Origin of the sequence: Stenotrophomonas sp. OVS01A, from assembly GCF_019969775.1 — a bacterium.
Lineage (GTDB): Bacteria > Pseudomonadota > Gammaproteobacteria > Xanthomonadales > Xanthomonadaceae > Stenotrophomonas > Stenotrophomonas indicatrix.
The window spans coordinates 1026172-1050856 of the sequence record NZ_JAHXYV010000001.1 but is presented as its reverse complement, the minus strand read 5'-3'; the positions used below and the strand labels follow the sequence as shown (position 1 = coordinate 1050856).

At 67.6% G+C, this 24685-nt stretch carries 18 protein-coding genes and 1 pseudogene; 7 read left to right on the top strand and 12 right to left on the bottom strand.

What is annotated here, in order from left to right; genetic code table 11:
* Positions 1–38: 38 nt before the first annotated feature.
* The 3 genes and pseudogenes from LC407_RS05000 to LC407_RS04990 form a co-directional block, all read right to left on the bottom strand.
* The gene (locus LC407_RS05000) at positions 39–3119 is read right to left on the bottom strand and encodes an efflux RND transporter permease subunit (RefSeq protein ID WP_223482284.1); all 3081 of its coding nucleotides are present in this window, start codon (positions 3117–3119) and stop codon (positions 39–41) included.
* Positions 3116–6571 (bottom strand): annotated as a pseudogene (locus tag LC407_RS04995) (efflux RND transporter permease subunit); the annotation flags it as partial. The gene LC407_RS05000 and the pseudogene LC407_RS04995, both read right to left, overlap by 4 nt.
* A 62-nt stretch (positions 6572–6633) precedes the next feature.
* Entirely contained in the window at positions 6634–7785 is a 1152-nt protein-coding gene (locus tag LC407_RS04990; RefSeq protein ID WP_025875055.1) for a MexH family multidrug efflux RND transporter periplasmic adaptor subunit, read from the bottom strand.
* A gap of 205 nt (positions 7786–7990) precedes the next feature.
* Between LC407_RS04990 and LC407_RS04985 the strand changes: the two genes are divergently transcribed.
* Both LC407_RS04985 and LC407_RS04980 read left to right on the top strand, forming a co-directional pair.
* Positions 7991–8383: a c-type cytochrome gene (locus tag LC407_RS04985; protein WP_025875058.1), complete on the top strand. Its 393-nt coding sequence runs from the start codon at positions 7991–7993 to the stop codon at positions 8381–8383.
* Positions 8384–8392: 9 nt separating this feature from the next.
* Positions 8393–8854, top strand: coding sequence for a cytochrome c (locus LC407_RS04980; protein WP_032977578.1), 462 nt, complete (start codon positions 8393–8395; stop codon positions 8852–8854).
* Positions 8855–8965: 111 nt separating this feature from the next.
* On the opposite strand, the gene LC407_RS04975 is transcribed toward LC407_RS04980, so the two are convergent.
* Both LC407_RS04975 and LC407_RS04970 read right to left on the bottom strand, forming a co-directional pair.
* A complete protein-coding gene (locus tag LC407_RS04975) occupies positions 8966–10846 on the bottom strand; it encodes an ATP-binding cassette domain-containing protein (RefSeq protein WP_032977580.1) in 1881 nt (626 codons plus the stop codon).
* Positions 10847–11255: 409 nt separating this feature from the next.
* Positions 11256–12131 (bottom strand): LysR family transcriptional regulator, encoded by an 876-nt coding sequence (locus LC407_RS04970; protein WP_223482283.1) that lies wholly within the window; start codon positions 12129–12131, stop codon positions 11256–11258.
* Positions 12132–12233: 102 nt separating this feature from the next.
* Here LC407_RS04970 and LC407_RS04965 point away from each other — a divergent pair, with 102 nt between their 5' ends.
* From LC407_RS04965 to dbpA, 3 genes are all read left to right on the top strand, one after another.
* Positions 12234–13313, top strand: coding sequence for a YeiH family protein (locus LC407_RS04965; protein ID WP_223482282.1), 1080 nt, complete (start codon positions 12234–12236; stop codon positions 13311–13313).
* A 28-nt stretch (positions 13314–13341) separates the two neighbouring features.
* Positions 13342–13614, top strand: a complete 273-nt coding sequence (locus tag LC407_RS04960) for a hypothetical protein (protein ID WP_025875070.1) — start codon at positions 13342–13344, stop codon at positions 13612–13614.
* 102 nt (positions 13615–13716) lie between these two features.
* Positions 13717–15093: an ATP-dependent RNA helicase DbpA gene (dbpA, locus tag LC407_RS04955; RefSeq protein WP_025875072.1), complete on the top strand. Its 1377-nt coding sequence runs from the start codon at positions 13717–13719 to the stop codon at positions 15091–15093.
* A gap of 78 nt (positions 15094–15171) precedes the next feature.
* On the opposite strand, the gene LC407_RS04950 is transcribed toward dbpA, so the two are convergent.
* Positions 15172–15711 (bottom strand): adenine phosphoribosyltransferase, encoded by a 540-nt coding sequence (locus LC407_RS04950; RefSeq protein ID WP_032951771.1) that lies wholly within the window; start codon positions 15709–15711, stop codon positions 15172–15174.
* A 300-nt stretch (positions 15712–16011) separates the two neighbouring features.
* Here LC407_RS04950 and LC407_RS04945 point away from each other — a divergent pair, with 300 nt between their 5' ends.
* Together LC407_RS04945 and LC407_RS04940 are read left to right on the top strand one after the other, a co-directional pair.
* Entirely contained in the window at positions 16012–18435 is a 2424-nt protein-coding gene (locus tag LC407_RS04945; protein WP_223482281.1) for a membrane-bound PQQ-dependent dehydrogenase, glucose/quinate/shikimate family, read from the top strand.
* 101 nt (positions 18436–18536) lie between these two features.
* Positions 18537–19391: an IclR family transcriptional regulator C-terminal domain-containing protein gene (locus LC407_RS04940; RefSeq protein WP_025875077.1), complete on the top strand. Its 855-nt coding sequence runs from the start codon at positions 18537–18539 to the stop codon at positions 19389–19391.
* Positions 19392–19471: 80 nt separating this feature from the next.
* Here LC407_RS04940 and pcaC read toward each other — a convergent pair whose 3' ends face one another.
* The 6 genes from pcaC to pcaF all read right to left on the bottom strand — a co-directional run bounded on the left by pcaC (position 19472) and on the right by pcaF (position 24682).
* On the bottom strand, positions 19472–19858 hold the full coding sequence (gene pcaC, locus LC407_RS04935; protein ID WP_025875079.1) for a 4-carboxymuconolactone decarboxylase: 387 nt from the start codon (positions 19856–19858) through the stop codon (positions 19472–19474).
* A gap of 23 nt (positions 19859–19881) precedes the next feature.
* The gene (pcaD, locus tag LC407_RS04930; RefSeq protein ID WP_223482280.1) at positions 19882–20667 is read right to left on the bottom strand and encodes a 3-oxoadipate enol-lactonase; all 786 of its coding nucleotides are present in this window, start codon (positions 20665–20667) and stop codon (positions 19882–19884) included.
* A 25-nt stretch (positions 20668–20692) separates the two neighbouring features.
* Positions 20693–22036 carry a 3-carboxy-cis,cis-muconate cycloisomerase gene (locus LC407_RS04925; protein ID WP_059063875.1) on the bottom strand — a complete coding sequence of 448 codons (1344 nt, stop codon included), beginning with the start codon at positions 22034–22036 and terminating at the stop codon, positions 20693–20695.
* 90 nt (positions 22037–22126) lie between these two features.
* Positions 22127–22690, bottom strand: coding sequence for a protocatechuate 3,4-dioxygenase subunit alpha (pcaG, locus tag LC407_RS04920; protein ID WP_223482279.1), 564 nt, complete (start codon positions 22688–22690; stop codon positions 22127–22129).
* A gap of 4 nt (positions 22691–22694) precedes the next feature.
* Positions 22695–23405: a protocatechuate 3,4-dioxygenase subunit beta gene (gene pcaH / locus LC407_RS04915; RefSeq protein ID WP_032977592.1), complete on the bottom strand. Its 711-nt coding sequence runs from the start codon at positions 23403–23405 to the stop codon at positions 22695–22697.
* Between the two features lie 68 nt (positions 23406–23473).
* Positions 23474–24682, bottom strand: coding sequence for a 3-oxoadipyl-CoA thiolase (gene pcaF / locus LC407_RS04910; protein ID WP_223482675.1), 1209 nt, complete (start codon positions 24680–24682; stop codon positions 23474–23476).
* Between the last annotated feature and the right edge of the window lie 3 nt (positions 24683–24685).

The window sequence follows — 24685 nt, the reverse complement described above, 5'->3', positions numbered from 1 at the left end:
TTTCCGCCCCTCCGGTCGAGCAAGCTCGACCACTACACCTACACCGGGGTTCCCGCCACGACCTCGCGGCCGCGAGCGCGCTGGATCAGCCGCACCACCGCATTGCGCAGGTCATCAAGCACCGCGTAGATCGTCGGCAGGAACAGCAGGCTGACCACGGTAGAGAACGCCAGGCCACCGGCAATCGCACGCGCCATCGGCGAGTACTCCGGCCCGTTGCCGAACATCTGTGTATCGGTCAGCGAGATCGGCACCATCGCCAGGATCGCCGTGCCCATGGTCATCATGATCGGGCGCAGACGCTCGCGTGAGCCCTCCACCAGCGCCTGGGTACGGCCCATCCCGCCCCGGCGCAGATTGTTGATGTGCTCGATCATCACGATGCCGTTGTTCACCACCACGCCCATCAGCACCAGGATGCCGATGAAGGAAATGATCCCGAACGAGGTGCCGGTGATCCAGAACAGCCAGAACACGCCGAAGATCGAGAACAGCACGCCGCTCATGATCGCCGCCGGGAACAGCAGCGATTCGAACACTGCGGCCATCACCACGTAGATCATCACCAGCGCGATCAGCAGGTTGAACACCATCTGCTGCATCGCCTCGTTGTCATCGCCGTAGTCGCCGCCATCGAAGGTGAAGCCGTAGCCGGCCGGGAAGTTCATCGGCCTGAGCACTGCTTCCATGGCCTTGCGGCCGTCCGGTGCGGTGATCTTCTCGGCCAGGTTGGCCTTGATGGTCAACGTGGTCTGGCGGTTGGTGCGACCGATCTGGGTCGCTGATGAACCCACATCGACACTGACCAGGCTCAACAGCGGTACGCTGCGGCCATCGCCGGTGCGCACGCTGAAACCGGCCAGGTCTTCAGGGCTGCTCTGTTCGGCACCGGCGAAGCGCACCCATACCGGCACTTCGTTGTCACCACGACGGAACTCGCGCATCGGTGCACCACGCAGCGCCAGGCCAACGAAACTGGCAACCTGCTCGGCATTGAATCCGAACGCCGCTGCACGCTCGCGGTCGACGTGCACTTTCAGCTCGCCGCCCTTCTCGCCGTTGTCGATGCGCACATCGCGCAGCTCGGCGCGCTGCGCCAGCAGCGGCAGCACTTCCTGGCCGATCTCCTGCAGCATCGCGCTGGAGTCGCCGACCAGCTGCACCTGCACGCCTTGGTTGCCGCCACCGCCACCATCACCGCCCTGGTTGCCGACGAAGTAGTCGGTACGCGCGGATTTCGGCAGCCCTTTGCGCAGCTCTTCCTGCAGCGCCTTGATGTCCTTGGCGTACTTCTCGTCCAGGGTGACCACGGTCGAACTGCCTTCCTGTTCGCTGTACCAGGAATAGACCTGCTGCACGTGCAGGCGCTCGCGGTTCTGCTCGATCCAGCCTTCGACGCGGGCCACTTCCTCGGACATCTGCCGGTAGGTGTAGGCGCCCTTCCACATGTAGCCGATGAAGATGTCCTTGCCACCATCGCCACCGAACATGTCGATCTTGGTCAGCTTCATCGGCACCAGGCTGACCAGCACCACCAGCAGGATGCCCAGCAGGCTCCAGCCGCGATGGCGCAGTGACCAGTCCAGCAGCTGCGCGTAGCGGCGCTGCAGGCGCGCGATCACGCCGGTCTGCGAGTGCACCAGCTTCGGCGTGGCCATGCGTGCGGACAGCATCGGGATCAGGCTGACCGCCACCAGCCACGAGGCCAGCAGCGAGACCGAGATGGTGATCGCGATCTGCGCCATGAAGATGCTGATGTTGTTGGTTTCGCCGAACAGGTTGGGTACGAACACGATGCAGTGGCACAAGGTGCCGGCGCTGAGCGCGATGGCAACGTTGCGGGTGCCGATGATCGAGGCCAGGCGTGGCTGGTCCGGCAGCCGCTCACGTTCCTGGTAGATGCTCTCGACCACCACCACTGCATTGTCGACCAGCATGCCCACGGCCAGCAGCAGGCCCATCATGGTCAGGATGTTGAGCGTGACGCCGGCGAAATACATGAAGCCCAGGGTGATGGTGAAGCAGATCGGGATGGCCAGGGTCACCATCAACGTGGACGGCCAGTGGCGCAGGAAGAAGAACAGCACCGTCACCGACAGGATCAGGCCGACACCGCCGGCCTCGGCCAGCTCCAGCAGGGACGAGGTCACCGCCTTGCCCTGGTTGTCGATCACCTTGATCTGCACGTCGCGCATCGATGCCTGCGCGCGGATCGCTTCAACCTCGGCAAGCGCGCCGCGCGAGACGTCCACCAGGTTGGCGCTGCGTTCCTTGTAGATGTCCAGGCCGACGGCAGGATTGCCATCCAAGCGGCGGCCATAGCTCATCCGCGCCGGCTTCAGCCGCACATCGGCAATGTCACCCAGGCGCAGTCCCTTGGCATTGATCACCAGGTCACGCATTTCCTGCAGGTCGGTGATCTCGCCCACCGGCTGCACGCGCACGCGCTGGCCGTTGTCGTCTATCTGCCCGGCCGAGATCGAGAAATTCAGCGTGCGCAGGCGATCGCTCAGCTCGTTGATGCTCAGGCCGTGGGCGTTCAGGCGGTTCGGATCGATCGCGATCTCCACCTCGTTCGGTGGCGCGCCGGTGATCTCGACCCGGGCCACGCCCGGAATCCGCTCGATACGCCGCTTGAATTCGCGGTCGAGCATGTCATAGGCGGTGGTCAGGTCGGTGGTACTGGCCAGACGCACTTTCAGCACCGGCTGGTCGCTGCTGGACCACTTGAACACGTTGTAGCGCTGCACATCGTCAGGCAGGTCACTGCGGATAGCGTCGATGCGCTCGCGCGCGTCCGAAGCGGCGATGGCGATATCACGATCCCAGTCGCTGAACTCGATGAAGATCGACGCAGCTTCGGAGGTCGCCGACGACCGCATGCGCTTGATGCCGGTCATCGTCGCCAGCGACTCCTCCACCGGCCGGATGATGGTCCGCTCGACTTCTTCCGGCGTGGAGCCGGTATAGGGAATCTGCACGAACAGGAACGGTGCGGAGATGTCCGGCAGCGCTTCCAGTGGCAGCCGGAACGAGGCGATCAGGCCGACCACCACCAGCGACACGAAACACATGATGGTGGTGACCGGGCGGCGGATGGAGAACTCGGCAACGCTCATGCCGGTTCCTCCGCACCCGACGCACTGCCCTCGGCATCGTGCAGGCCCTCACCGGCATGCTTGCGACCGCGTTCGCGGTAGTAGGCATCGCCGCGGCGGTCCATCAGGTCGTACACCACCGGGATCACCAGCAGGGTCAACAGGGTCGACACCAGCAGGCCACCGATCACGGTGATCGCCATCGGTGCGCGCACTTCGGCGCCCTCGCCCATCGCCACCGCCAGCGGCAGGAAGCCGAACAGCGTGCACAGGGTGGTCATGATGATCGGCCGCAAGCGCGAACGCGCACCTTCCACCAGCGCCTCGTGCTTGGCCACGCCGGCCTCGCGCAGCTGGTTGACCTTGTCGATCAGGATGATCGCGTTCTTGGTGACCAGGCCGACCAGCAGGATCAGGCCGATGAACACCACCACCGAAATCGGCTTGCCGGTCAGCATCAACGCCAGGATCGCGCCGACCAGCGCCAGCGGGATGGTGAACAGGATCACGAACGGATGCAGCAGCGATTCGAACTGCGACGCCATCACCAGGTAGACCAGGAAGATCGCCAGGCCGAAGGCGAAGATCAGCGACTTCGCCGCCTGTGCCAGTTCCTCGCCCTGGCCGCCGATGTGCAGGCCCACGCCAGCGCCCAGCGGCTGTTCGGACACCATCTGCTGTACTTCGCGCATGGCCGCGCCCAGGTCGATGTCGCGCAGGTTGGCCGAGACCACGGCCACCCGGGTCTGGTCGGCACGATGGATCTCGCTGGGGCCGGTGGTGGCCACCACGTCGGCAACCGCATCCAGGGTGACCGGACGGGTGCTGCCCGGATTGACGATCAACCGGCGGATGCTCTCCACGCTGGCACGATCGGTTTCCTGCGCGCGCACCAGCACGTCGATCTTGCGGTCGCGGAAGCTGTAGCGGGTGGCGACATCGCCGCGCACCTTCTTCACCACCACATCGGCGATCTGCCGCGTGGTCAGGCCCAGTGCGCCGGCTCGCTCCTGGTCGAAGCGGATCTGGATTTCCGGGAAGCCCTCTTCCACGGTGGATTTGACGTCGGCGTAGTGCGCATTGCCGCGCAGCAGCGCCGCCAGGCGCTGGCCCGCCACTTCCAGGGTCGCCATGTCCTGCCCACGCAGTTCGATTTCCAGCGGCGTGGAGAAGCTGAACAACGCCGGCCGCGCGAAGTCGACCTGCGCACCCGGGTGCTGGCCCATGGTGTCGCGCAGGCGCTCGGTGATCTCCGCTTCGGTCTGCGGGTTGCCGCCGCCTTCCATCACGATGGTCAGCTTGCCGATGTTCTCGCCACTCTCGGTCGGGCTGGCATCCAGGCGGGTACCGCTGCCGCTGACACCGTACAGCGATGCCACGCCTTCGCCCTTGCCATGCGCCAACTGCAGCTCACGCACCAGCGCATCGGTCTGCTTCAGCGGCGTGCCGGCCGGCAGCTTGACCGTCATTTCGAAACGGTCCTGCGCCAGCTGCGGGATCAGGTCGGCGCCGAGCATCGGCACCAGCGCCATCGTGCCGACAAACGCTAGCGCAGCCAGGCCCAGCACCTTGCCAGGGTGGGCCAACGCACCCGGCAGCAGCCGCAGGTAGCCACGTTCGGCACCGGCATACGGCTTCATGGCGATGTCACTGGCCTTGCGCATCACCGGGCCGACCACTGCAGCCACGCCACGGCAGAGGCGCACCACCAGCCATGCCAGCGCGTAGAAACTCCAGCGCATCGTCGCCACCGCACCACGACGGCCGAGTGCGACCGGCTTCTGCCAGCGGCTCTGCGGATGCCACGGCTCGGCTGCGGCTTCTTCCGGGAAGGCCAGCGGCGGCCGACCCTTCAGCGAGCTCAGCATCGGAATCAGGGTCATCGACACCAGCAGCGAAATCGCGATGGCGATGGCCACGGTCAACGCCTGGTCGCGGAACAGCTGGCCGGCGATGCCGTCGACGAACACCAGCGGCAGGAACACCGCGATGGTGGTCAGGGTCGAGGCGACCACGGCCATGCTCACTTCACGGGTACCGGCGATCGCCGCCTGCAGGATGCCCAGGCCGCGTTCGCGCGCCTTGGCGATGCTCTCCAGCACCACGATGGAGTCATCCACCACCAGGCCGGTGGCCAGTGCCAGGCCGCCCAGCGACATCACGTTCAAGCTCAGGCCAAGCTGGCCCATGAAGAAGAACGTGGCGATGATCGAGACCGGCAACGACAGGCTGATCACGAACGTGCTCCAGCCGTCGCGCAGGAACAGGAAGATGATCAGGATCGCCAGCAGGCCACCGATCACCGCGTCCTTCTTGACGTCGGCGATGGCATGCTCGATGAAGCGCGACTGGTCTTCGATGGTGGTCAGTTCGGCATCGGCCGGGAACGTTGCCTTGATCTGCTCCAGACGCTTGCGCAGCGCTTCGGCGGTGGCCACGGTATTGGCGTCGCCTTCCTTGTAGATCGCCAGTTCGACCGATTCCTTGCCGCCCAGGCGGATGACCGCTTCGCGTTCCTTGTAGCCCTGGCGCACGGTGGCCACGTCCTTCAGGCGCACCGGCACGCCGTTGGCGACCACGCTGGAGGCGCCGCCAGAGGAAGCGCTCTGCGCAGCGGAAGCGGCGGCGACGGCTGCAGCCGAACCCGTAGAGGCAGCGATGTTGAACATCTGCTGCAGCGCCGAGTCGGCCGCGCTGCCGTTGGCGGACTGGGTGGTGACCAGCAGGTTGCGGATTTCTTCCAGATCGGCGAACTGGTTGACGGTGCGCACCAGGAAGCGCTGCGAGCCCTCCTCCAGGCGGCCGCCGGAAATGTTGATGTTCTCTTCCTTCAACCGCTTGATGACGGTGTCGATCGGCAGGTTGAGCTGGGCCAGTTTCTGCTGGTCGATGTCGACCTGGATCTCGTCTTCCAGGCCACCGCCAACCTTCACCGCCGCCACGCCGGTAACCGGCTCCAGCTTCTTCTTCAGGTCTTCGTCGGCATAGCGACGCAGGCCGGTCAGTTCACGGATCGCTTCTTCGTCGGTCGCAGGCGCGGCCTTGGTCGACAGCACCAGGCGCATGATCGGCTCGGTGGACGGATTGAAGCGCAGCAGCACCGGCGCCTTGGCTTCCAGGGGCAGGTTCAGCGCTTCCATCTTGTCGCGCACTTCCAGGCTGGCCTGGTCCATGTTGGTGCCCCAGGCGAACTCGAGCACCACATCACTCTGGCCGGTACGCGAGACCGACTTCAGCTTGCGCAGGTTCTTGACCACGCCCACGGCTTCTTCGACCGGCTGGGTGATCAGGGTTTCCATTTCCGTCGGCGCCGCACCGGTGTACTCGGTGCGCACGGTCAGCGTCGGATAGCTCAGGTCGGGCAGCAGGTTGACCTTGAGGTTGCCCAGTGCGATCAGGCCGAACAGCAACAGGGTGACCGTGCACATGGCGATGGTGACGCGGCGGCGGGTGGCGAACTCCACCAGGCCGCCACGCATGCCTGCGGCGGCGCCATCGCTCCCGGGCGAGGCACCGTGATCGTGGCCGGGCGCGGTCATTGCGTGCTCCCGGCCTTCTCTGCCGGCTTGGCCGAGGCGGTTACGGTCTTCGCCTTGGCCTTCGGATCGGCGATCACCTGCACCGCGGTGCCGTCGCGCAGGGCGACCTTGCCGGCGGTGACGATCTGGTCACCCGCCGCCAGTCCCTCACGGATTTCCACCCACGGCCCTTCGGCGTAGCCAAGCTTGACCGGCACCCGCGCGACCTTGCCCTCGCGCACGCGGAACACTGCCGGCTCACCATCGTCCAGCAGCGCCAGGCGCGGTACCACCAGTGCATCGGCACGCTGGTCGTAGTCGATGCGGATACGACCGAACATGCCCGGCTGCAGCGACTGCGCGGCGCCATCGAAAGCACTGACCACACGGAAGGTGCCGCTGCCCGAATCCACCACCGGCGCGATACGGTCCACCACACCAGTGAAGGTCTGGCCCGGCAGCGCATCGGCCGACAGCGTGACCGGCTGGCCCGCACGCAAGGTCGCCAGCTCGCGCTCGGGCACGTTGAGGGTGGCTTCCAGCCGCGAGTTGTCGACAATGCGGAAGATCGGCGTGTTGATCTGCACGAAGTTGCCGGTCTTGATCGATCGCGAGGCGATCACGCCGGAAATCGGTGCGACCACGGTGGTGTAGGACAGTTCCAGCGTGGCCAGGCGGTACTGCGCGCGCACGTTTTCCAGGTCGTAGCGCAGCTGGTCGACATCGGCAGCGCTGACCATCTGCTGGCCGACCAGCTTCTGTGCGCGCTGGTAGTTGTTCTCCAGCTTGCGCATCTGCGCCTCGCTCTGGGCAACGGCCAGGCGTGCGCGGTCCGGATCCAGCCGCACCAGAGGCTGCCCGGCGCTGACCCGCTGCCCTTCCTCGACCAGTACCGCCAGCGCGACGCCCGAGGTCTTGGCGACCACCTGCGATTCGGCGCGCGGCTCCAGTGCCGCCGTTCCGGTGTAGCTGGCGGCCACCGCGCGATGGCTGGCCACGGCCACTTCCACCGGCACCGCGTCGACCTTCTTCTCGTCCTTGGTCTCGGCCGCCTTGGCCTCGTTGTTGGGCCCAGCGGCGCAACCGCTCAGCAGCAGGGAGGTGGAGAGCAGCAGCGCGGCAGCGCAGAGTCCGCTGCGGGGGCCGGGCAGGAAGGTTTGGTGCGACATCGTCAGATCCCTGGAGGATGCGTGGGCAGGTGTGGTAGCAAAGTAATGCACCACTTCACGGCAACACCATATCCCAAAGGTCATGGTGTCTTCACGCCGCCGGTCGGGCCGACCCCATTTCAGCTAGATGAAACCTGAGGCTATACTCGGGTCGTTCCGTACCCCACGCCGGAACGACCAGACCCGAATCCCCGGAAAAGACACCATGCGCCCGCAGCCGCTCGCCGCTTGTCTCGCTCTGGCCGTCCTCCTGCCCCTCGGGGCCGCCGCACAGCCCGCACCTGCTCCTGCAGCACCACCCGCCCCGGCACCGGCTCCGGCCCCTGTGCCGGCGGCTGCCACGCCCACCGGCAGTTTCGACAATGGCCGTGTGCTGGCCTACACCTGCCAGGGTTGCCACGGCATTACCGGTTACAAGAACGCCTACCCCAGTTACCGGGTACCGAAGATCGGTGGCCAGACCCAGCAGTACCTGACCCAGGCCCTGACCGAGTACCGCCAGGGCAAGCGCCGGCATCCGACGATGCAGGCGCAGTCGATGAGTTTCAGCGAACAGGAGATCGCCGATCTCGCTGTTTACCTGTCCACCGTCAAGTAAGGCCCGCCCATGTCGAAAGCCGCGCATCCACTGCGTCACGCCATCGCCCTGTCCGTCGCCCTGCTGCTGGCGGCCTGCTCGCAGTCACAGGTGGAGAACAGCGAGAAATCCGCCGGCGATCCCGGCCACGCCAGCGGCGAGCACGGATCGTCTTCCTCCGCGGGCCTGCCTGCCGGGCGTGAAGCCGCCGGCGAGGCCCGCGCCAAGGTCAAGAGCAAGGCCACCAGCCAGAGCTGCATCGATTGCCACGGTGCCGACGGCAATGCGCCGATCGATCCGACCTATCCGAAGCTGGGTGGTCAATACGGCGATTACCTGGCGCATGCGCTGCAGGCCTACCGTGCCGGTGATCGCCAGCATGCGCTGATGACACCGCAGGCGAAGGACCTGAGCGATCAGGACATCGCCGATCTGGCCGCGTACTTCGGCAGCCGGCCGAGCCAGCTGCGGGATCTGCACGGGGTCAAATGACCGCCGGCCCGCCCCAGTGGGTGCGGACCGTTGGCCGGTGGGTGCGCACCGTTGGTCCGCACGTATCCGGATATCCACGCATGGCGTGGATCTACTGAATCCGACCGGCGCTCAGCCTTCCAGCTCTTCCCAGCGTGCGTACGCGGCATCCAGTTCAGCCTGCACCTTGGCCAGCTGCTGGGTGTGCGCGGTCACTTCGGCGCTGCTGCGCGTGTAGAACGACGGATCGTTCATTGCCGAGGTAAGCCCTTCGACATCGCCTTCCAGCTTTTCGATGGTCTTCGGCAGCTGTTCCAGCTCACGCGCTTCCTTGTAGGCGAGCTTGCGCTTGGGCGCTGCCGGTTCCGCAGCAGCCGCCGGGGCAGCGACCACCGGCTTGGCGGCAGCAACCACCGCAGGCGCAGCGGCCACGCTGGCCGCGTAACGCTGCCAGTCGCTGTAGCCGCCCACGTACTCGCCGATCACGCCATCGCCTTCCATCACCAGCGTGGAGGTCACCACGTTGTCGATGAAGTCACGATCATGGCTGACCAGCAGCAACGTGCCGTTGTATTCGCCCAGCAGCTCTTCCAGCAGCTCCAGGGTTTCCACGTCCAGATCGTTGGTCGGTTCGTCCATCACCAGCAGGTTGGACGGCTGCGCGAACAGCTTGGCCAGCAGCAGGCGGTTGCGCTCGCCACCGGACAGGCGGGTGATCGGCGCGCGCGCGCGCTCAGGGGTGAACATGAAGTCCTGCAGGTAGGCGTGCACGTGCTTGCGCTTGCCGTTGAACTCGAGGAAATCGCGGCCTTCGGCCACGTTCTCGATCGCGCTCCAGTCTTCGCGCAGCACTGCACGGTACTGGTCGAAGTACGCAACCTGCAGGTTGGTGCCGGCGTTGACCTCACCCTTCTGCGGCTGCAGTTCGCCCAGCAGCAGCTTCAACAGTGTGGTCTTGCCACTGCCGTTGGGGCCGATCAGGCCGATGCGGTCACCACGCAGGATGGTGGTGGAGAAATCGCGGACCATCGTGCGATCGCCGAAGGCGAACGAAATGTCCTTGATGTCGATGACCTTCTTGCCCGAGCTCACGCCCTGGGCCGCTTCCATCTTGACGTTGCCGCTGAGGTCGCGGCGCGCGGAACGCTCGTTGCGCATCGCCTTCAAGCGGCGTACACGGCCTTCGTCGCGGGTGCGGCGTGCCTTGATGCCCTGGCGGATCCACACTTCTTCCTGCGCCAGCAGCTTGTCGAACCGTGCGTTTTCCTGGGCCTGCGCGTTGAGGCGTTCTTCGCGACGGCGCTCGTAGTTGGCCCAGTCGCCCGGCCAGCTGGTGACTTGGCCGCGGTCGATCTCGACGATGCGGGTGGCCAGCGCACGCAGGAAGCGGCGGTCATGGGTGACGAACACCACGCTGCCGTTCCAGTTCTTGAGGAACATTTCGAGCCAGTCGATGGCTTCGATGTCGAGGTGGTTGGTCGGTTCGTCCAGCAGCAGCAGGTCGGGGCTGGACACCAGCGCGCGGCCGAGCAGCACGCGGCGCTTCATGCCGCCGGACAGGCGCGCGAACTCCGCGTCGCCATCGAGGTCGAGCTTGGTCAGGGTCTCGCTGACGCGCTGGTCCAGGCCCCAGCCGTTGGCGGCATCGATCTTGGCCTGGACGTTGCCCAGCGCTTCGCCATCGAACACGTCGGCGTGGCTTAGGTGATGGAATTCGGCGAGCCATTGGCCCAGTTCGCCCAGGCCGTCGGCGACGACGTCGAACACGCTGCCAGCGGCGCCATGCGGCACCTCCTGCTCCAGGCGAGTCACGCGCACGCCCTGCTGCACGCGCACTTCACCGTCATCGGGCTTGTGGTCGCCGGACAGCAGCTTGAGCAGGGTCGATTTGCCGGCGCCGTTGCGGCCGATCAGGGCGATACGCTCGCCCGGCTCGATCGACAGTTCGGCTTTTTCCAGCAACAGCGGGCCGCCGACGCTGAAGTCGACGTTTTGCAGAGTAATCAGAGGCATCCGGCCATTGTAGCGGGTTGCGGGGCCTGGCCGGGCGGCGCCCGACACCCGCAGAGGCCACGTCAACCGCCGAGGCAACAGCCAAAGCCGGCTTCCTGTGGGATGGCGGGGTGGGTCCGGTTGCGGGGGACGCTGCAAGTCCCCCTCCGGGGCCCGGCCCAGCCGCTGGCGGCTGTGCGTTCGGGCGCTTGCGAAGCAGTGCTTCGCAAGCAAAGCGCCCTCACCCCTGTAAGCTCGGTCGCGCCATCCATGGCGCTCACGCCCCGGCAACCGGACCCACCCCGCCTTCGACAGTTTCCCGCTGCTGTTGGTGGGTGCCGACCGTTGGTCGGCACGGGGTCGGATCCCGTTGCTGCGCAATAGGCTCTGACCCCTACGTGGAATTCACGCTGTGGAAGATGGATCCCGGCTACTGCACTTCCCCCAACAACGCCTGCAAACCCGGCAACCATCGCTTGCCGGGGTGGCGTACCAGCCACAACGTGCGGTGCAGGGCCGGCAATGGCGTTTCAAGGATGCGCAGGCGGCCGAGGGCCAAGGGTTCTTGCAGGGCGTGGCGCGAGAGGCAGGCCAGGCCGAGGCCGGCGATGGCGGCTTGCTTGATGGCTTCGGTATTGCCCAGCTGCAGGGTCTGGGCGAAGCCGCGCAGATGCGGCAGCAATGCCTGTTCGACAGCCTCGCGGGTACCTGAGCCGGGTTCGCGCAGCAGCCAGCGCGCTGCGCGCAGTTCATCCAGCGACCAGCGCGGGGGCGCATCCGCAGCCGCCACGATCACCAGCGGGTCCTGCTGCCACGCGGTCACCTGCAGCCCGCGTTCGTGGCACGGGCCTTCGATCAATCCTGCATCCACGTCCAACCGTTGAACGGCCGCCACCACGCCTGCGCTGTTGTCGATGCGCAGATCGACCTCGGCCTGCGGTGCCTGCCGCAGCAGCTCGGCGATGCGCGGCGGCAGCAGGTAGTTGCCGATGGTGGTGCTGGCGGCCAAGACCAGCCGCAGCGGCGCGCCTTGGGACGGGTCACCGCCCGCCGCCAATTGCCGCTCCAGATCGGCGGCATTGACCAACAGCGCGCGCGCCGGCTCCAGCAAGGCCCGGCCGTGGCCGTTCAACGCCAGGCGGCGGCCAATGCGGTCGAACAGCGGCGTGCCGAAGTGCGCTTCCAGCTCCTGCAGGGCGGCGCTGCTGGCGGACTGCGAAAGCGCGATGGCCTGGCCTGCGGCGGTGGTGCTGCCCTGGTCGGCGATGGCAACGAAGACCTGCAGCTGGCGGAGCGTCAGGCGCATGCCAATTACCTGTGTTATGGGTAGGTTTCACCGATATTATTCGTTTTACGGGTTGATCGCATGGATGCAGGCTGTACGCCTCTCTCCCGCATCCCACCCGCCATGAACGCGCCTGCCCTGTCCCCCTGGTCCCTGCCCGCCCTGCGCCAGCGCTGGCAACCGCGCCTGCCCGGCCTGCTGCTGGTCGGCCTGGTGGCGGCGGCGTCGCTGTACCTGGCCGAGCTGCCCTGGCTGCAGGCGCATGGCCTGAGTGCGCTGACCGTCGCCATCGTCGCCGGCATCGTGGTCGGCAACACCGTTTACCCGCGACTGGCCCCCGCCAGCGCGGCGGGCGTGGGCTTCTCCAAGCACTGGCTGCTGCGTGCGGGCATCGTGCTGTACGGCCTGCGGCTGACCTTCCAGGACATCGGCCACGTCGGCCTCGCCGGCGTGCTGATGGACGTGCTGGTGGTGGCGAGCACCTTCGGCCTGGCGTGCTGGCTGGGTGTACGGGTGTTCAGGATGGAGCGCGAGGCCGCCATGCTGATCGGTGCCGGCAGCGCGATCTGCGGTGCGGCGGCGGTGATGGCCGCAGAGCCGGTGGTGCGCGGCCGCGCTGCGCAGGTGACGGTGGCGGTATCGACGGTGGTGGTGTTCGGCACGCTGGCCATGTTCCTGTACCCGGCGCTGTATGCGCTGGTGCAGTCGCACGGCTGGCTGGCAATGGACGCGCGGCAGTACGGCCTGTTCACCGGCGCCACCGTGCATGAAGTGGCACAGGTGGTGGCTGCCGGACGTGCGGTGGGCGAGTCAGCCGCCGATACCGCGGTCATCACCAAGATGGTGCGGGTGATGCTTCTGGCACCGTTCCTGATCGCACTGTCGCTGTGGCTGGCCCGTGGTGGCAAGGCGGCGGCGGACGGTGGCAAGGCCCGGATCGTGGTGCCGTGGTTCGCGTTCGGTTTCGTGGCGGTTGCCGGGCTCAACTCGCTGCATCTGCTGCCGGTGGGTGTGCAGGCCGGCCTGGTGCAGCTGGATACCGTGCTGCTGGCCATGGCGATGGCCGCGCTGGGCCTGACCACCCATGTGTCTGCGCTGCGCCAGGCCGGGTTGAAGCCGCTGCTGCTGGCATCGATCCTGTTCGCCTGGTTGCTGCTGGGTGGCCTGGCGATCCACGAGGGTGTGCTGGCGGTGCTGGGCTGAGGGCAACGTGGATCGTTAGACTTGAGGCATGCCAGTCTCCCCCGCCCTGCTGCAGATCCCGCTGCGCCTGCTGGATGATCGATATGGGCGGGGCAATGTCGATGAAGCCGAAGACACGCTGGTCGAGATCGTTCAGGCGGTGATGGGCGTGCAGGCAACCTGTTCGTTCGACGTCGACACGCGGCACGCCAACCCGTGGTTCCACCAGCTGCTGCTGGAGCCCCGGGTCGCTGGAAAACCGGCCACCCCGGAGCAGTTGCAGGCGATGGCTGCGCGGCTGGTGGTCATCGGGCTGGGTTGAGGGAACGTTCGGCCAAGGTGCCGACCAAGGTCGCCCGCTACCGGGCGCCCCCACAATCGTGAACGACGGCGGGACCGGGCGCGCGCGCAGGTACAATGCGCCATGACTGATTTCTCGACCCTGCCGCTGAGCCCGGCCCTGCAGCCCGGCCTGGATGCCCTCGGCTACACCACCCTCACGCCGATCCAGGCGCAGAGCCTGCCCGCCATCCTTGATGGCCGCGATGTGATCGCCCAGGCCCCGACCGGCAGCGGCAAGACCGCCGCCTTCGGTCTTGGCCTGCTGCAATCCATCGACCCCAGCCTGATCCGCGTACAGGCGCTGGTGCTGTGCCCCACCCGCGAGCTGGCCGACCAGGTGGCCAAGCAGATCCGCAAGCTGGCCACCGGCATCCCCAACCTGAAGCTGTTGCTGCTGACCGGCGGCACGCCGCTGGGCCCGCAGCTGGCGTCGCTGGAAAGCCACGACCCGCACGTAGTGGTCGGCACGCCCGGCCGCGTGCAGGAACTGGCGCGCAAGCGCGCACTGAATCTGGGCGCCGTGCGCACGCTGGTGCTGGATGAAGCCGACCGCATGCTCGATATGGGCTTCGAGGAACCGATCCGTGAGATCGCCGGCCGTACCCACCGCGATCGCCAGAGCCTGCTGTTCTCGGCCACCTTCCCCGACACCATCCGCGCCATGGCCCGCGACCTGCTGCGCGATGCCGTGGAAGTGACCGTGGAAGGCGCCGACCAGGCCCCGGCCATCCGCCACCTGTTCTGCGAAGTCGAACCGGCACACCGGCAGAAGGCACTGGCTGGCCTGCTGCTGAAGTACACGCCCGAATCGGCCGTGGTGTTCTGCAACACCCGCAAGGACGTGGACGAAGTGGCCAACTCGCTGCAGCAGTTCGGCTTCTCCGCGCTCGCCCTGCATGGCGACATGGAACAGCGCGACCGCGAGGAAGTGCTGCTGCGCCTGGCCAACCGCAGCTGCAACGTGCTGGTTGCCAGCGACGTCGCCGCACGCGGGCTGGATGTGGAAGAACTGGCGGCGGTGATCAACTACGAGCTGCCGACCGACGTCGAGAGCTACCAGCACCGTGTCGGCCGTACCGGTCGTGCCGGCGCCAGTGGCTTGGCGATCAGCCTGGTGGCGGGCCGCGAAAAGAACCGCGCCGACGCCATCGAAGCACAGCGCGGCGAGCCGCTGGATTGGCAGAAGACGCCGCTGGCGACGTCGCGCCCGGCCGAGCTGCCGCAGGCGGCGATGCGCACCCTGCGCATCGATGGCGGCAAGACCGACAAGCTGCGCGCAGGCGACATCCTCGGCGCCCTCACCGGCGATGCCGGCCTGTCGGCCAAGTTCATCGGCAAGATCGCGATCTTCCCGACCCGTTCCTACGTGGCGATCGCCCGCGAGCAGGTCAACAAGGCGGTGGCGAAGCTGGAAGCGGGCAAGATCAAGGGCCGTCGTTTCCGCGTGCGGATGATGTAACGGGCAGGACATCCGCCGGGCATGGCCCGGCGCTACCTGCTTGCCGTGGGTAGCGCCGGGCCATGCCCGGCGACGCAATCAGAACACCAGTTCGGTGTGCAGCGGCAGATCCGCTTCCCAGCGGCCACGGCCGCCCAGGCCATCCAGTTCGACCAGCACGCCGGCGCCGACCACGTCCACGCCCAGGCGGCGCACCAGCGACAACGCAGCAACCAGCGTACCGCCGGTTGCCAGCACGTCGTCGATGATCGCTACGCGCGCACCGGCGGGCAGCGCGTCGGCATGCACTTCAATGCAGTCGCTGCGGTATTCCAGCGTGTATTCCTCGCGCAGCACCTTGCCCGGCAGCTTGCCCGGCTTGCGCACCGGCACGAAGCCCACGCCCAGTTCCAGCGCCATGGCCGCACCGAGGATGAAGCCGCGCGATTCGATGCCGACCACCGCGTCCAGCTTCTGATCGCGCCAGCGATCGGCCATTGCCACAATCGCGCCACGGAAGTCCTCGCTGTGAGCGAGCAGCGGCATGATGTCCTTGAACAGGATGCCCGGCTTCGGGAAATCAGCGATGTCGCGCAGGCGTGAGGCCCAGGCGGGGACGGCCACGGTGGCGTCGGTCATTGCAGCTACCAGCTTGTATGGCGGCATAGGGTAACCGGTTCGCCCCTGCCCTGCCCGTTCCCGGCACCACTGCGCCGCTGCGTTCCACCGATGGCGCCATGGGGCATCACGCCAAAATCGCACACGCGTGCGATAATCGCCCTAACCGGTCATTCACCCAGCCTGCGTCATAAGCAGGCCGACGCCTGCCCGCCGTCACGGCCCGCAGCCGCCCGGGATGCCGTTGGCCCCCGCCACGCCTGGCGCGCGCGGGGCTTTCCCCGCCTCCGCGCGGGTTTTTCGCAATGAGGTTCATGCAACGTGGACGAGACGACGAGAGTTCCGGCCCTGTGCCGTGTGCTGGTGGTCCTGCTCGGCATCCTGGTGACCCTGTTCGGCCTGGCTCTGCTGGTCGGCGGTGTACGCCTGGTGCAGCTGGGGGGCAGTTGGTATTTCCTGCTGATGGGTGCGGTGTCGGCGGTAGCCGGCGTACTGCTGGCGATGCGCCGGCCGAACGGTGCGCTGCTGTACGGCCTGGCCTTCCTGGCCACGCTGCTGTGGGCACTGGTGGATGCCGGCTGGAATTTCTGGCCGCTGGTATCGCGGCTGGTGATGCCGGCGGTGCTGGCCCTGCTGGTCGCCCTGGCGTGGCCGGTGCTGCGCCGCAGCCGAGGCCAGGTTGCCGGCCGCGGCGCCTATGGCGTAGCCGCCGTGCTGCTGGTTGGCCTGCTGGGCACTGCGGTGTCGGCGTTCCAGCCGCGCCCGGTACAGACCGCGCAGGGCACCACGCCGCCGGTGGTGCCGGTGGCCAAGGGCGCTGAACAGCGCGACTGGATGCACTGGGGCAACACCACCGCCGGCACCCGCTTTGCCGCGCTGGACCAGATCACCCCGGCCAACGTGAAGGAACTGCAGGTTGCCTGGACGGCGCGCACCGGCGATGTGCCGGAAAGCAACGGTTTCGGTGCCGAGGACCAGAACACCCCGCTGCAGATCGGCGACACCCTGTTCCTGTGCACCCCGCACAACCAGGTGATCGCCATCGATGCCGATTCCGGCAAGCAGCGCTGGGCCTTCGACCCCAAGGCCACCGCGCCGAACTGGCAGCGCTGCCGCGGTCTGGGCTATTTCGACGCAACCACTGCACCGTCTGCTGCAGTTGCAGCCGCTCCGGCACCTGCGCCGCTGCCGGCCGCCGAAACGGCCAGCACGGGCCCGGCGCTGTGCGAGAAGCGCATCCTGATGACCTCCATCGATGCGCGCCTGTTCGCGCTGGATGCGAAGACCGGCGCGCTGTGCCCGGACTTCGGCAGCAACGGCGTGGTCGACCTGAAGGCCGGCATGGGCGAGATCAAGCCGGGCTTCTACACCCTCACCGCCGCACCGTTGGTGGCGGGCGAACTGATCGTGGTCGGTGGCCGCGTGGCCGACAACATCGAAGTGGGTGAGCCGTCCGGCGTGGTGCGTGCCTACAACGTGCGCACCGGCGCGCTGGCCTGGGTCTGGGATCTTTCCAGGGAAACCCCGGACGTGCCGCTGGATCCGTCGATCCACTACACGCGCGCCACGCCGAACGTGTGGACCTCGATGGCCTACGACCCGCAACTGGGCCTGGTCTACCTGCCCACCGGCAACACCACCCCTGACCAGTGGGCCGGCGAGCGCACCCCGCAGGATGACAAGTACAGTTCGGCGGTGGTTGCGCTGGACGTGGCCACCGGCAAGGAGCGCTGGGTCTACCAGACCGTGCACCACGATCTGTGGGACTACGACCTGCCCGCGCAGCCGACCCTGACCGACGTGCCCGACGGCAAGGGCGGCACGCTGCCGGCCCTGCTGCAGATCACCAAGGCCGGGCAGATCTTCATGCTCAATCGCCAGACCGGGGTGCCGATCAGCGAAGTGCGCAACATCCCCGCGCCGCAGGGCAATGCGCAGGGCGAACGCTATGCCGCCACCCAGCCGCTGTCGGTTGGCCTGCCGCAGATCGGCGCGCAGACGCTGACCGAGTCGGACATGTGGGGCGCCACCCCGATCGACCAGATGCTGTGCCGCATCCAGTTCAAGCAGTTCCGCTACGACGGCATGTACACGCCGCCGGGCGAAGACCTCGCGCTGCAGTGGCCCGGTTCGCTGGGTGGCATGAACTGGGGCAGCGCCTCGGTCGACCCCACCACCGGCTACCTGTTCGTCAATGACATGCGCCTGGGCCTGTGGACCAAGCTGATCCCGCGCGCGCAGATGACCAGCGGCGACGGTGGCGTGGAAATGGGTGCGGCCTCGCAGACCGGTACGCCGTACGGCTCGCTGCGCGACCGCTTCCTGTCCAAGCTGGGCATTCCCTGCCAGAAACCGCCGTTCGGCACGATGTCGGCGATCAACCTGGCCACCCGCCAGCTGGTCTGGCAGGTGCCGGTGGGCACGGTGAAGGACACCGGGCCGATGGGCATCAAGATGGGCCTGCCGATTCCGATCGGCATGCCGACCCTGGGCGGTTCGCTGGCCACGCAGTCGGGCCTGCTGTTCTTCGCCGGTACGCAGGATTACTACCTTCGCGCCTATGACAGCCGCACGGGCGAGGAAGTGTGGAAGGCCCGCATGCCGGTTGGCAGCCAGGGCACGCCGATGACCTACATCTCGCCGAAGACCAGTCGCCAGTACGTGGTGATTTCCGCCGGTGGCGCACGCCAGTCACCGGACCGTGGCGACTACGTGATCGCCTACGCGCTGCCCGAGCGCAAGTGACCGGCGCCATGCGGCGCAGCCTCGCAGGCTGCGCCGCGTGGGTACCGGTTGCTGGTTCGAGCCCTTACCATGCGAGGTCGAACCCGATGAAAGCTGCTGCCATGCCTGCCGTTCCTCCCAGCCGTCGACCCAAGCGCCCCCCTGCCCCACCGCAGGATCGTGGCCTGGCCCATGAGCTGATGCAGCAGATCCAGGACAACCAGGGCGATCCGGACTTCATGACGTCGCTCGGCCGCGGCCTGGCCGTGCTGAGCGTGTTCTCGCAGCATCCGCGCGAAGTGACGATGTCGCAGATCAGCAGCGATACCGGCATTTCCCGCGCAGCGGTACGGCGCGTGCTGTACACGCTGGAAAAGCTCGGCTACGTGGGTGAACAGGGCCGCGGCTTCGTGCTGCTGCCGCGCGTGCTGGGCATGGGCGGCGCCTATGTCGCGTCGTCGTCGATGACCGCTGCTGCACAACCGGTGCTGGATGCCCTGCGCGATGCCGTGCACGAATCCTGCTCGCTGGGCGTGCTCGATGGCGATGACATCCTGTACGTGGCGCGCGCGGAAACCGTACGCATCATGTCGATCGGCCTGCGCGCAGGCAGTCGCCTGCCGGCCTACTGCACCTCGATGGGCCGCGTGCTGCTGGCCTCGTTGCCGCGCGACACGCTGGAAGGCTACCTGGAACGCAACCCGCTGCGGCCGCGTACTGAACGCACGGTCACCCGCATGGATGACTTCCTCGACCTGCTGGAAAAGGTGCGCCGCGAAGGCGCGTCGCTGGTCGACCAGGAACTGGAGATCGGCCTGCGCTCGATCGCCGTGCCAGTGCGTTCGCGCAGCGGCGATGTCGTGGCCGCGCTGAACATCGGCACCCAGGCGGGCCGTATCGGCCTGGGCGTGATGCAGACCCAGCTGTTGCCGCGCCTGCGCGAAGCCGCACAGCGGCTGGGCACGTTGTTGAATTGAGGTACAGCCGCCGGGCATGGCCCGGCGCTACCGGGGCCGCGCGCTGGTAGCGCCGGGCCATGCCCGGCGGACGTTCGGCGTCAGCGCTCTGCGGCCTGCTCTTCCAGGATCGGCTTGGCCAGCGCGAACGCATGGTTGGCCGCGGGCACGCCACAGTAGATCGCGGCCTGCAGCAGCGCTTCCTTGATCTCCTCCGGCGTCACCCCGTTGTTGCGGGCGGCACGGATATGCAGCTTGAACTCCTCGTCATGGCCCAGCGCCACCATCATCACGATGGTCAGCAGCGAGCGCGTATGCCGCGGCAGGCCCTCGCGCGTCCACACCGTGCCCCACGCCGTGCGCGTGATGAATTCCTGGAATTCGGTGGTGAACTCGGTGCGCGCCTGCAGCGAGCGTTCGACGTGTGCCTCACCCAGTACCTGGCGGCGCACCGCAAGGCCGGCTTCGTAGCGTTCCTGTTCGTCCATCGTGGTCTACCTGTTGTGCGGGATCAGTGCTGCGCCGAAAGATGCGCGGCCAGTGCGGAGGTGAACGCCTGCGGCGATTCCAGGTTGCAGATGTGGCGGCCCGGCACGGCGGCATGGTGGCCATGGGCCACGCCGTCGGCGATTGCCTGCAGCTCGGACGGAGCGCACACCGGGTCGTCATTTCCGGCAATGGCCAGCAGCGGCACGCCAATGCGGCCCAGCGCATCACGGAAGTCGGCCGTGCCCACGGCGTTGCAGCAGCCGGCATAGCCAGCCACGCTGGTGGCGAGGAAGCGCTGCAGGATGTCTTCCACCTGGCTGGCATGGGTCTGCGCGAAAGCGGCGGTGAACCAGCGTTCGCGGGTGCCATCGACCAGCGGCAACAGGCCATCGTGCTGGACCTGGGCGATGCGCGCCTGCCAGCCGTCCAGCGTGCCGATCTTCGCTGCGGTCGCAGCCACCGTGAGCGTGCGCAGGCGATTGCCAGCATGCACGCCCAGCCACTGCCCGGTCAGGCCACCGATCGACAGCCCGCAGAAATGGCTGCGCGCGATGCCGAGGTGGTCCCACAGGGCCAGCACATCAGCGCCCAGTTCGGCCACGCTGTACAGCCCCGGCGGCGCGCTGGACTGGCCATGGCCGCGACGGTCATAGCGCAGGATGCGGTACTGCGAGGCGAGTGCATCCACCTGCGGCTGCCACATGCCCAGGTCGGTACCCAGCGAATTGCAGAAGGTCAGCCACGGCCCGTCGGCGCGGCCCTCGGTCTGGTAGTGCAGGCGATGCTGCGGAAGGTCGAGGAATGGCATGCGTGCTCCAGCGTTGAACGTAGGATCAGCCGCGCGCGAGCACGCGGTCGATCCAGGTATCGGCCATGCCGCGCCAGCTGTCTGCGGCGAACAGGGCATCCAGTTGTGCGGCGGAAAGCTGCGCGGTGACTTCGGGCATCTGCCCCAGCACCACGCGCAGGTGCTGCGATTGCGCAAGCGCCTGCCTGGCCGCTTGTTCAACCAAGGCATGCGCGGCCGGCTTGCCGATGCGCTCGCCCAGGGTGACCGCAACGGCTTCGGCGTAAAGCAGGCCGCCGTGACTATCCAGGTGCTGGCGCATGCGCTCGCGGTCCAGCTGCAGGCCCTGCACCACCACATCCACCTGGGCCAGGCTGCCCGCACACAGGCGCACGATCTCCGGCACGGTGTCCCATTCGGCGTGCCATTGGCCTGCTGCGCGCTCGTGCGGCTGCGGCATGGCAGTGAACAGCGTGGACAGCAGGCCCGGTACGCGCGTGGCGGCGGCAATGGCGGCCACGCAGCCCACCGGATTGCGCTTGTGCGGCATTGCCGAGGAACCGCCCTTGCCCTCGCCCGCCGGCTCGAAGGCTTCGGCCACCTCGGACTGCATCAGCAGCACGATGTCGGTGGCGATCTTGCCGAGACTGCCGGTCAGCAGTGCGAACACGCTGCCGAACTCGGCAATGCGGTCACGCGCGGTGTGCCAGGGCAACGCCGGCAGCGGCAACTGCAGCTCGGCAGCCAGGGCTTCGGCCACGTCCAGCCCGCGCGTCTGCAGCGAGGCCAGGGTGCCGGCGGCACCGCCGAACTGCAGCACCAGGGTGTCTGCGGCCAACGCATCCAGCCTGCGCTGGCTGCGCTGCAGGGCGTCGAGCCAACCGGCCGCCTTCAGGCCGAAGGTCACCGGCACTGCTTGTTGCAGCAGCGTGCGTCCGGGCAGCCCGGTGCCGCGCTCGGCCTCGGCCAGCCGCGCCAGCGCCATGCACAGCACGCGCAGGCGCGCCTGCACCTGGCTGACTGCCGCGCGCAGCTGCAGCACCGCGCCGGTATCGATGATGTCCTGGCTGGTGGCGCCCCAGTGCACCCAGCGCGCGGCCTCGGCATCGTTCGCCTTGACCTGCGCGGTGAGTGCCTTGACCAGTGGAATGGCCGGATTGCCAGCCAGTGCGGTGGCTGCCGACAGCGCCGGCAACGAATACAGATCGGCACTGCAGGCCGCTTCGATCGGTGCCAGCGCGGCTGCGGGAATCACCCCGCACTGCACCTGCGCGCGCGCCAGAGCGCGTTCGACATCGAGCATCGCCTGCAGGCGTGCTTCATCGCGGAACACGGCGTCGACGGCGGGGTCGCCGAACAGACCGCCCAGCAGCGTTGGGAAGTGGCTCATCGGTGCAGTCCATCCTGGGTAATCACAGCTTACCCGCGCCCGCCGCACGCGGGCGTGGAGTGGCCGGAAGGCGCGTCGGGCGCGCCGCGATCAGTATGCGAAGAACACCGTCTCGTCCGGGCCCTGCATGCGCACGTCCCAGTGGTACAGGCCCTTGCCCTGCGCCTGTGCGACCAGGGTGTGGCGGCGTTCGGCCGGCACCAGCGCGAGGATGCCGTCCTCGGCGTTGCTGGCTTCGTCACTGAAGTAGATGCGTGCGCGGGTGGCCTGCAGCAGGCCGCGCATGAACACCAGCACCACCAGGTGCGGCGCCTGCGGCTCGCCACGCAGGCCTGGCACGCGGCCCGGCTTGACGGTGGTGAAGGCGAAGCGGCCCTGGTCGTCGGTGGGCACGCGGCCCCAGCCGTCGAAGGCCGGGTCGTGGTCGTCCCGGCGCGGGTCTTCGCCATGGGCATAGATGCCCTGCGCGTCGGCCTGCCAGATTTCCAGCACGGCATCGGACACCGGCACGCCATTGCCATCGAACACCTGGCCCTGCACTTCCACGCGCTCACCCTGCGCGATGGCCGGGGCGATGTCGGTGCGGTACAGCGGTTCCAGGCCCAGGCGGTAGTACGGGCCCACGGTCTGCCATGGAGTGGATTGGAAACTCATGGTGTTACTCCCAGACGGTCATCTTGCGACCGCGCAGCACGATGTCGAAACGGTAGCCCAGTGCGAATTCATTGGCGGTGTTTTCCCAATCGAACGAGGACACCATGCGCTCCCGCGCCTTGGCGTCGTCCACGCAGTTGTAGATCGGATCAAACGCCAGCAGCGGATCATTGGGGAAATACATCTGCGTGACCAGGCGCTGGCCGATGCCTTCGCCATGCAGCGAGAAGTGGATGTGTGCCGGGCGCCAGGCGTTGTAGTGATTGCGCCACGGGTACGCGCCCGGTTTGATGGTGGTGAAGCGGTAGCGGCCTTCGCTGTCGGTCAGCACCTGGCCGGTGCCCTTGAAGTTCGGATCCAGCGGCGCGTCGTGCTGGTCGCCCTTGTGCAGGTAACGGCCGGCGGCGTTGCACTGCCATACCTCCACCACGGTGTTGCGCACCGGGCGACCGTTCTCGTCCAGCACACGGCCGCTGACGATGATGCGCTCGCCCTGCGGCTGGCCGGGGAAGCCGGCGGTCAGGTCGGCGGCATGCTCACCGAGGGTGATGCGGTTGATGCTCGGGCCGGTCACTTCCGAGAGCGTCACCGGGATCGCGATCGGGTCGGTTCCCGGGCCGCGCAGCGCGGTGGAGGCGTACGGCAGGTGGATGCGCGGCGGCTGGCTGCCGGGGTACGGCTTGCGGTAGCCGCGAAGTGGGGTGGGATCGCTCATGGCGTACTCCTGTTGGCGAGCGGCCCGGAAGCCGCAGCTGTCTTGAGATTACGGAATCAGGGGATGGTTCACACGCGCTCGATGGCCAGGGCCACGCCCTGCCCCACGCCGATGCACATCGTGGCCAGGCCACGGCGGCCACCGCTGGCCTCCAGCTGGCGCAGCAGGGTCAGCGCCAGGCGCGCGCCGCTCATGCCCAGCGGGTGGCCCAGCGCGATGGCACCGCCGTTGGGGTTCACGTGCACGGCATCGTCGGCCAGGCCCAGCTGGCGCATGCAGGCCAGCCCCTGCGAGGCGAAGGCCTCGTTCAGTTCGATGGCATCGAAGTCGGCGATGGCCAGGCCCAGCCGTGCCATCAGCTTCTGGCTGGCCGGCACCGGGCCCATGCCCATGATCGCCGGCTCCACGCCGGCACTGGCAAAGCCGAGGATGCGCGCGCGCGGGGTCAGGTCCAGCGCCTGCACCTGCGCACCGGAGGCCAGCAGCAGCGCGGCGGCACCATCGTTGATGCCCGAGGCGTTGCCGGCAGTAACCGTGCCCGGCTGGCGGAACAGCGGCTTCAGCTTGGCCAGTGCTTCGGCGGTGGTATCGCCGCGCGGGTGTTCATCGCGGTCGACGGTCACGGTTTCGCCGCGTTTGCGGCCCGGTACGTCCACCGCCACGATCTCGCCGTCGAAGAAGCCGCGCGCCTGCGCGGCGGCCGTTCGCTGCTGGCTGCGCAGGGCGAACGCATCCTGGTCCTCGCGGCTGACGCCGTAGCGCTCAGCCACGTTCTCGGCGGTCTGGCCCATGGTCTCCACGCCGTGCAGTTCACGCAGGCGCGGGTTGATGAAGCGCCAGCCCATGGTGGTGTCTTCGATCTGCTGGTCACGGGCAAACGGCGAGGTTGCCTTGCCCATCACGAACGGCGCGCGCGACATTGATTCGACGCCGCCGGCAATGGCCAGGCCGAGCTCGCCGGCAGCAATACCACGGGCCACGGTGCCGATCGCATCCAGGCCCGAACCGCACAGGCGGTTGATCGTGCTGCCGGGCACGCTCACCGGCAGGCCGGCCAGCAGCAGGCTCATGCGGGCTACGTTGCGGTTGTCCTCACCGGCCTGGTTGGCGCAGCCCAGGTAGACGTCCTCCACCAGCGCCGGGTCCAGTTGCGGGTGACGCGCCAGCAGTGCCTTCAGCGGAATCGCGCCGAGGTCGTCGGCGCGCACACCGGACAACGCGCCGCCGTAGCGGCCGATCGGGGTGCGGATGCCATCGACGATGTAGGTCTCGTGCAGGGG